The organism is Neisseria sp., assembly GCF_041804105.1.
Classification (GTDB): Bacteria; Pseudomonadota; Gammaproteobacteria; order Burkholderiales; family Neisseriaceae; genus Neisseria.
The window spans coordinates 1-5,760 of record NZ_JBHCJY010000034.1 but is presented as its reverse complement, the minus strand read 5'-3'; the positions used below and the strand labels follow the sequence as shown (position 1 = coordinate 5,760).

The window sequence follows — 5,760 nt, the reverse complement described above, 5'->3', positions numbered from 1 at the left end:
GTATCCGCTACGATTCCGAATACGGCTTGGGCGGGCGCGTGGCATACGATTACCGCGCCCGCCGAATCGCTCCATGCCGTTTTCAGCGATTTGATGTCCAAACGGTGGCCGTTGCCTGCCGTAAAGGCATAGGCCGTCTGAACGCGCTCGGCGTAAACGGTCTGCTTTTCCAAACTGCGGCCGACGCTGATTCTGCCCGTTTCCAAACGGTCAACCGCCGCATCAAACGGCAGGCTCACGCTTTGCGGCAGCTTCGGCGGCGTTTTTTCCTTGGGCGGGGTCGGCTTCGTAACCACGGCGATGTCGCCTGCCACCAGTTCGGTGATGTGCAGGCGCGGCTGCATCAATTCTTCGGGCTTCCATTTGAAGCGCAGTTTGGAAATGTGGATGTCGCTGCCTTCGGTGGCGATTTTCCAGCCTTCGCCGCTAAAACCTTTCCACAGCGTGCCTTTGAGCGTTTTCGACGTGATGTCCACCTTAAACCACGACGGGATTTTGTACAGCCCGAACCGCAGTCCCGACTCCGTTCCCGCAAGCCAGTACACCGCCCCTGCCAACAACGCCAGCAGCAAAACCAATACAAACAGCAAAACCCGCAACCAGCGGAAACGCCGCTTGGGCGGGTTTTCAGACGGCCTTTGCGGCTGCTCTGGAACAATCGGGATAACGGTGTGTTGCGTCATAACGGTCGGGATATCGGTTGCAGATGCGGGTGCGGAATACGGTCGGTACGGACAAGGCCGTCTGAAAACATCAGGTTCGGGCGGGTTCGGCCGTTTTCAAGCGGACTATCCGCCGAGCGGGTTTTCAGACGGCATTTGTGCGGCGGCTTCCTGCGCCCAGGCCATGGTTTCGGCAAAGGCGGGACGCGCCAGATGTTTGGCGGCGTAGCGTTGCAGCACGTCGTTTTCGTCGGCGGGCAGGATGTTCCAATTGCGCGTGAAATGCAGAATCAGCGCGGCGTAATACAAATCCAAAGCCGTAAAACGGTTGCCGACGATGTAGTCGCGGTTTTGCAGGCGGTCGCGCAGGGTATTCCACGCGGTGTCGAAATCGCCGTAGCCGATTTGCCTGCGGCATTCGGGCGTGTCCACGGGCAGGTTGTGCATTTTGTTGAAACCCGCGTATTCCAAGTGCAGCGACAGACACAGCCAGCGGTAGTATTCGCCGCGTTCCGCCGTGCCGGAAGCGGGAATCAGGTTTTTCTCGGGAAACTGCTCCGCCAGAAAAGTCAGGATGGCGGCGGCTTCGGTCAGCAGCGTGTCGCCGAATTTGAGCGCGGGAACCTGCCCCTGCGGATTGACGGCCAGATAATCGGCGGATTTGATTTGCGCGCCGAACTGGACGGGCACGACGGAATAATCCGCGCCGCATTCTTTCAGCATCCACACGACATATGTGCCGCGCGAAAGGGGATGGGTGTAGAGCGTGATGTCTGTCATGCTGCGTTGCCTTCCTTTAAATATATAGCCGGACAAAACGGGCCGGGCGGTGCATCCGCCGTTTTTTCAGACGGCATGGAACGGCTTAAAAACGCGTACCCAAGCTGATGTGCCAGCGCAGTTTTTTGTCGTGGTGGCCGTAGGCCACGTCGAATGCGAACGGGGCGACGGGGCTGAACCAGCGCACGCCCAAGCCCGTGCCGTGTTTGATGCTCATGCGTTTGAAGTTGCCGGCGGCATCGCCCATGTCGTGGAACACCGCGCCCGACCAGCTTTTCGCCACGGGAAACTGGTATTCCAAACTGGCGACGGCCACGGCCCGTTCGGGCAGGACGGAATCATTGGGGCCTGCCAAGCCGATGCTGTCCAACTCGTAACCGCGGATGCTGGATGCGCCGCCGGTGCGGAACATCAGGCTGGACGGTACTTCTTCGCCTTCTTTGGCGTAAACGTAACCGACTTGGCCGCGGGCGATAAACGTACCGATTTTTTTGTTTTCGGGCGTATAGAAATAACCCGCGCGGGCATTGGCGCGCGCCATGGCGGTGGACGACAGCACGCTGCCCAAGGTGCTGCCGATTTTGCCGTCGAGATAATAGCCGTTTTCGGGACGCAGCTCGGTGTCGATGTTTTGCCGTTTCCACGATGCGGTGAGCATGGTGGCGTGGCTGCGGCCCAAATCGTAGTTGGTGTCGGGGACTTTGCGGTCTTCGGTAATGAATTCCACGCCCAGCCGCGATTCGATGTCGTTGCGGTCGCGCACGCGCCAAACGCCTGTGGACAGCGCGCGTTTTTCAAGGTTTTGCGTGGTGGAACGGGTATAGGAAACGTTGCTGGTCAGGTAGTGGCCGCTGGCTTTGCGCGGCTGGCTGATACCGGCGGCAAGGGTGGTTTCGTATTTGTCCATGTCCCACACCACCGAACCGATGTAGCCGCGGTTGAACAGGTTGTAGTAATCGTATGCCACGCGCCCGCCCAAGCCGTATTCGGAATCGTAGCGGATACCGGTTTCGAGCTTGTGTTTTTTCACTTCGGTAACGGCCACTTTCACGGGCACGCGGTCGCCCTGCATATTGGCGAAATCGGCCTGCACCGATGCGCCCGAATAATGGCCGTTCTGCTCCAACGCCTGCTGGAAGTCGAGCAGCAAATCCAAATCGTAGGGCGATCCGGGCTGGAAACGCGCCAAACCGCGCGCCACTTTTTCCGAATAACGCTCCGTGCCGGTAACGGTAACGTCGCCGAAATACACGGGTTTGTTGCTTTCCACCACCACGTTCAAATCGGCCTTGTTGGTGTTCGGGTCGATGGTGGCCTTTGTGGACGACAGCTTCGCCAACGGGTATTTCTTGCGGGTCACGGCCGACAATACCGAAGTTTTGCTGGTGCCCCAGTTGTCTTGGTCGAAATCGCTGCCGACGGGCTGCTCCCAGTTTTCCATCGCGTTTTTATAGTATTCGGCGACATTGCCGTCTGAAAGCACGTCGCCCAGAATCGCCACGCTGACATTGTCGACTTTGGTACGCACCCCCGGGGTTACGCTGACCGTGTAGCCGTTGCCGTTGGGCGCGATGCCCGCCTGAGCGTTGAAATAGCCTTTGGTGCTCAGCATGGTTTTGACGTTGTCGACGGTTTCTTCCGCCAGAAAGTCCACCTGCTCCTTATCCAGGGCTTCTTCGCGCTGCTGGGCAAGCAGCGGCAGGTGTTCTTCCAGCATTTCTTTGATTTCCCCGCCCTTGTCGCCGCTCACGCGAATTTCCACCGGAAAACGCGGCTCGAGTCTGCCCGATTCTTCTTTCGCGGCTTTTTCGCGCGCTTCTTTCGGAATGGGAACGTATTCCGATGCCGATACCAAAGGCGAATAGCCGCCGCCGGAAGACGTTTCGACGGCATCGGCGGCGAAAGCGCGCGTACAGGCGAGCGCAAGCGTGGTCAGCAGAATCGGCGGCGTGGTTTTCTTCATCGGGACGGCAGATTGGGAAAAATAACGGTACGGCGCATTCTAACATTATTTTCAACGGCTTTCAGACGGCCTCAAGCGTAAAGGCCGTCTGAAAACGCATTTTGAAACCGCCGCCGCCGTTTTCCGACATCCTGCCTTTCCGTAACGGCGGCCGGATAATCCCGTCTGAAAACACGGCATACGGGGCAATTCGGCATGGTCGGAGCCGTCTGTACCGGATATGAAGATACGGCGGATTAACAGGCCGTCTGAAACGGTTCCGCGTTTTCAGACGGCCTTGCCCGCCGCAGAAGTTTAAACTACCACCCGCCGGATATTTTCCCTTAGAATAAGCCCTTCCTGCCGAAGCCGATGAGAAAGGATCGCGTCATGCAGCCGACTTTATATTTGGTCAACCACATCGTCACCAATAATTTCAACGACCCCGACATCCTGCAGAAATTCAACCGTTTGTGGCAGGAGTCATCCCACCTGTTTGCCGGCGGGAACGCCGTTTACGGCGTCTACCACAACTATCGGTCCGACTACAAAGGCGACTATACCTGCAGCACGGCCACCGAAACCGTTCAAGAAAAAGCCGACGTGCTGACACCGCCGGAAACGGATTACAGGATTTTCCCCTGTACGCGGGAAACCGTACCGCAAACCTGGCAGCAGATTTGGCAGCTCGAAGAAAACGGCGGCCTGAGCCGTGCCTATCAGGCGGATTATGAAAAATATTGTGCCGACGGTTCGGTGGAAATCCACATCGGACTGAAAGCGCAGTAAACCGGCCGTTTGGCGCATCCCCGACACTCATGCCGTCTGAAAACTTCAGGCCGCCGCCGCAAACGATACTTTACAAACCTAAAACGCAAAGGATTCTTTTATGGAAACCAGCAACCCGCTGCTGAACGCGGTACACCGCATCAGCCTTGTCAAACAGATTGCCGTGGGGCTGCTGCTGGGCATCCTGTTCGCATGGATGGCACCGGAAGCGGCAAAAGCCACGGGGCTTTTGGGCAGCCTGTTCGTCGGCGCGCTCAAAGCCGTCGCACCTGTATTGGTGTTTGTACTGGTGCTCTCTGCGATTACCCAACACCAGAAAGGCAACGAAGCCCACATCAAACCGATTCTGGTGCTGTATTTCTTCGGCACGTTCGCCGCCGCCGTAACCGCCGTGGTTGCCAGCTTCGCCTTTCCCACCAGCCTCGTGCTCGTACAGGCCGAAGCCGTCGATGCCGCCCCGCCCTCGGGCATTGCCGAAGTGATGAAAACCCTGCTGCTCAAGCTCGTGGCCAACCCCATCGGCGCGATTGCGGATGCCAACTACATCGGCATTCTCGCATGGGCGCTGATATTGGGTTTCGCGTTTCGCGGCGCATCCGACAATACCCGCAGCATCATTGCCGATTCCGCCGAAGCCGTTTCCACGGTGGTGCGCTGGGTCATCCGCTTCGCCCCGCTGGGCATTTTCGGACTGGTGGCTTCCACCATCGCCGAAACCGGTTTCAACGCCCTGCTCGTCTATCTGCGCCTGCTGGCGGTGCTGCTCGGCAGCATGGCTTTCATCGCTCTGGTGGTCAACCCGCTGATTGTTTGGTGGAAAATCCGCCGCAACCCCTATCCGCTGGTGTTTACCTGCCTGCGCGAAAGCGGCGTAACCGCATTCTTCACCCGCTCGTCCGCCGCCAACATCCCCGTCAACATGGCTTTGGCGAAAAAGCTCAACCTGCATGAAGACACCTACTCCATCTCGATTCCGCTGGGCGCCACCATCAACATGGCGGGTGCGGCGATTACCATCACCGTCTTGTCGATGGCCGCCGCCTACACGCTGAACATTCCCGTCGATTTCATGACCGCCGTACTGCTGAGCCTGGTGGCCACCGTCAGCGCCGCCGGCGCATCGGGCGTGGCGGGCGGTTCGCTGCTGCTGATACCGCTTGCGTGCAGCCTGTTCAACGTCCCCAACGACGTGGCCATGCAGGTGGTGGCCGTCGGCTTCATCATCGGCGTGGTGCAGGATTCTGCTGAAACCGCGCTCAATTCGTCCACCGACGTACTCTTCACCGCTGCAGCCGACTACGGCCGCACACGGAAGGAAGGGCAGGTTTAAATCTGCCTGCCGGACAAATATTGCAATAGCAAAAGGCCGTCTGAAAAACAGTTTTCAGACGGCCTTAGGTTTTTCTTTTTGGCTGTGCTTAGATATGCGTTGATGCTTGATTTATCGTTATAGCAAATAAACATATTATTCGATACAATTCCACCATGGCCTATTCACAAGACTTCAAACAACTCGTGCTCAAAAAACTCCGTCAAGGATGGACGATTCGTAGAGCCGCAAAAGAATTCGGCATCGCCATCTCCACC

4 protein-coding genes and 1 pseudogene are annotated in these 5,760 nt (G+C 57.7%); 2 read left to right on the top strand and 3 right to left on the bottom strand.

Features of this window, described 5'->3' with window-relative positions:
- The 3 genes and pseudogenes from ACEYDX_RS03385 to ACEYDX_RS03375 all read right to left on the bottom strand — a co-directional run.
- Nucleotides 1–683, bottom strand: a pseudogene (locus tag ACEYDX_RS03385) (translocation/assembly module TamB); the annotation flags it as partial.
- A gap of 105 nt (nucleotides 684–788) precedes the next feature.
- Nucleotides 789–1,442, bottom strand: a complete 654-nt coding sequence (locus ACEYDX_RS03380; protein ID WP_373740628.1) for a glutathione S-transferase family protein — start codon at nucleotides 1,440–1,442, stop codon at nucleotides 789–791.
- A gap of 85 nt (nucleotides 1,443–1,527) precedes the next feature.
- The gene (locus ACEYDX_RS03375; RefSeq protein ID WP_373740627.1) at nucleotides 1,528–3,405 is read right to left on the bottom strand and encodes an autotransporter assembly complex family protein; all 1,878 of its coding nucleotides are present in this window, start codon (nucleotides 3,403–3,405) and stop codon (nucleotides 1,528–1,530) included.
- A 369-nt stretch (nucleotides 3,406–3,774) separates the two neighbouring features.
- Between ACEYDX_RS03375 and ACEYDX_RS03370 the strand changes: the two genes are divergently transcribed.
- Both ACEYDX_RS03370 and sstT read left to right on the top strand, forming a co-directional pair.
- Nucleotides 3,775–4,173: a GyrI-like domain-containing protein gene (locus tag ACEYDX_RS03370; protein ID WP_373740626.1), complete on the top strand. Its 399-nt coding sequence runs from the start codon at nucleotides 3,775–3,777 to the stop codon at nucleotides 4,171–4,173.
- Nucleotides 4,174–4,273: 100 nt separating this feature from the next.
- A complete protein-coding gene (sstT, locus tag ACEYDX_RS03365) occupies nucleotides 4,274–5,503 on the top strand; it encodes a serine/threonine transporter SstT (RefSeq protein ID WP_373740625.1) in 1,230 nt (409 codons plus the stop codon).
- Nucleotides 5,504–5,760: the final 257 nt, after the last annotated feature.

Excerpts from the sequence above, each read along its gene's own strand:
- ACEYDX_RS03380 (WP_373740628.1), bottom strand. The coding sequence starts at position 1,442 with ATGACAGACATCACGCTCTACACCCATCCCCTTTCGCGCGGCACATAT.
- ACEYDX_RS03370 (WP_373740626.1), top strand. The coding sequence starts at position 3,775 with ATGCAGCCGACTTTATATTTGGTCAACCACATCGTCACCAATAATTTC.
- sstT (WP_373740625.1), top strand. The coding sequence starts at position 4,274 with ATGGAAACCAGCAACCCGCTGCTGAACGCGGTACACCGCATCAGCCTT.
- ACEYDX_RS03375 (WP_373740627.1), bottom strand. The coding sequence starts at position 3,405 with ATGAAGAAAACCACGCCGCCGATTCTGCTGACCACGCTTGCGCTCGCC.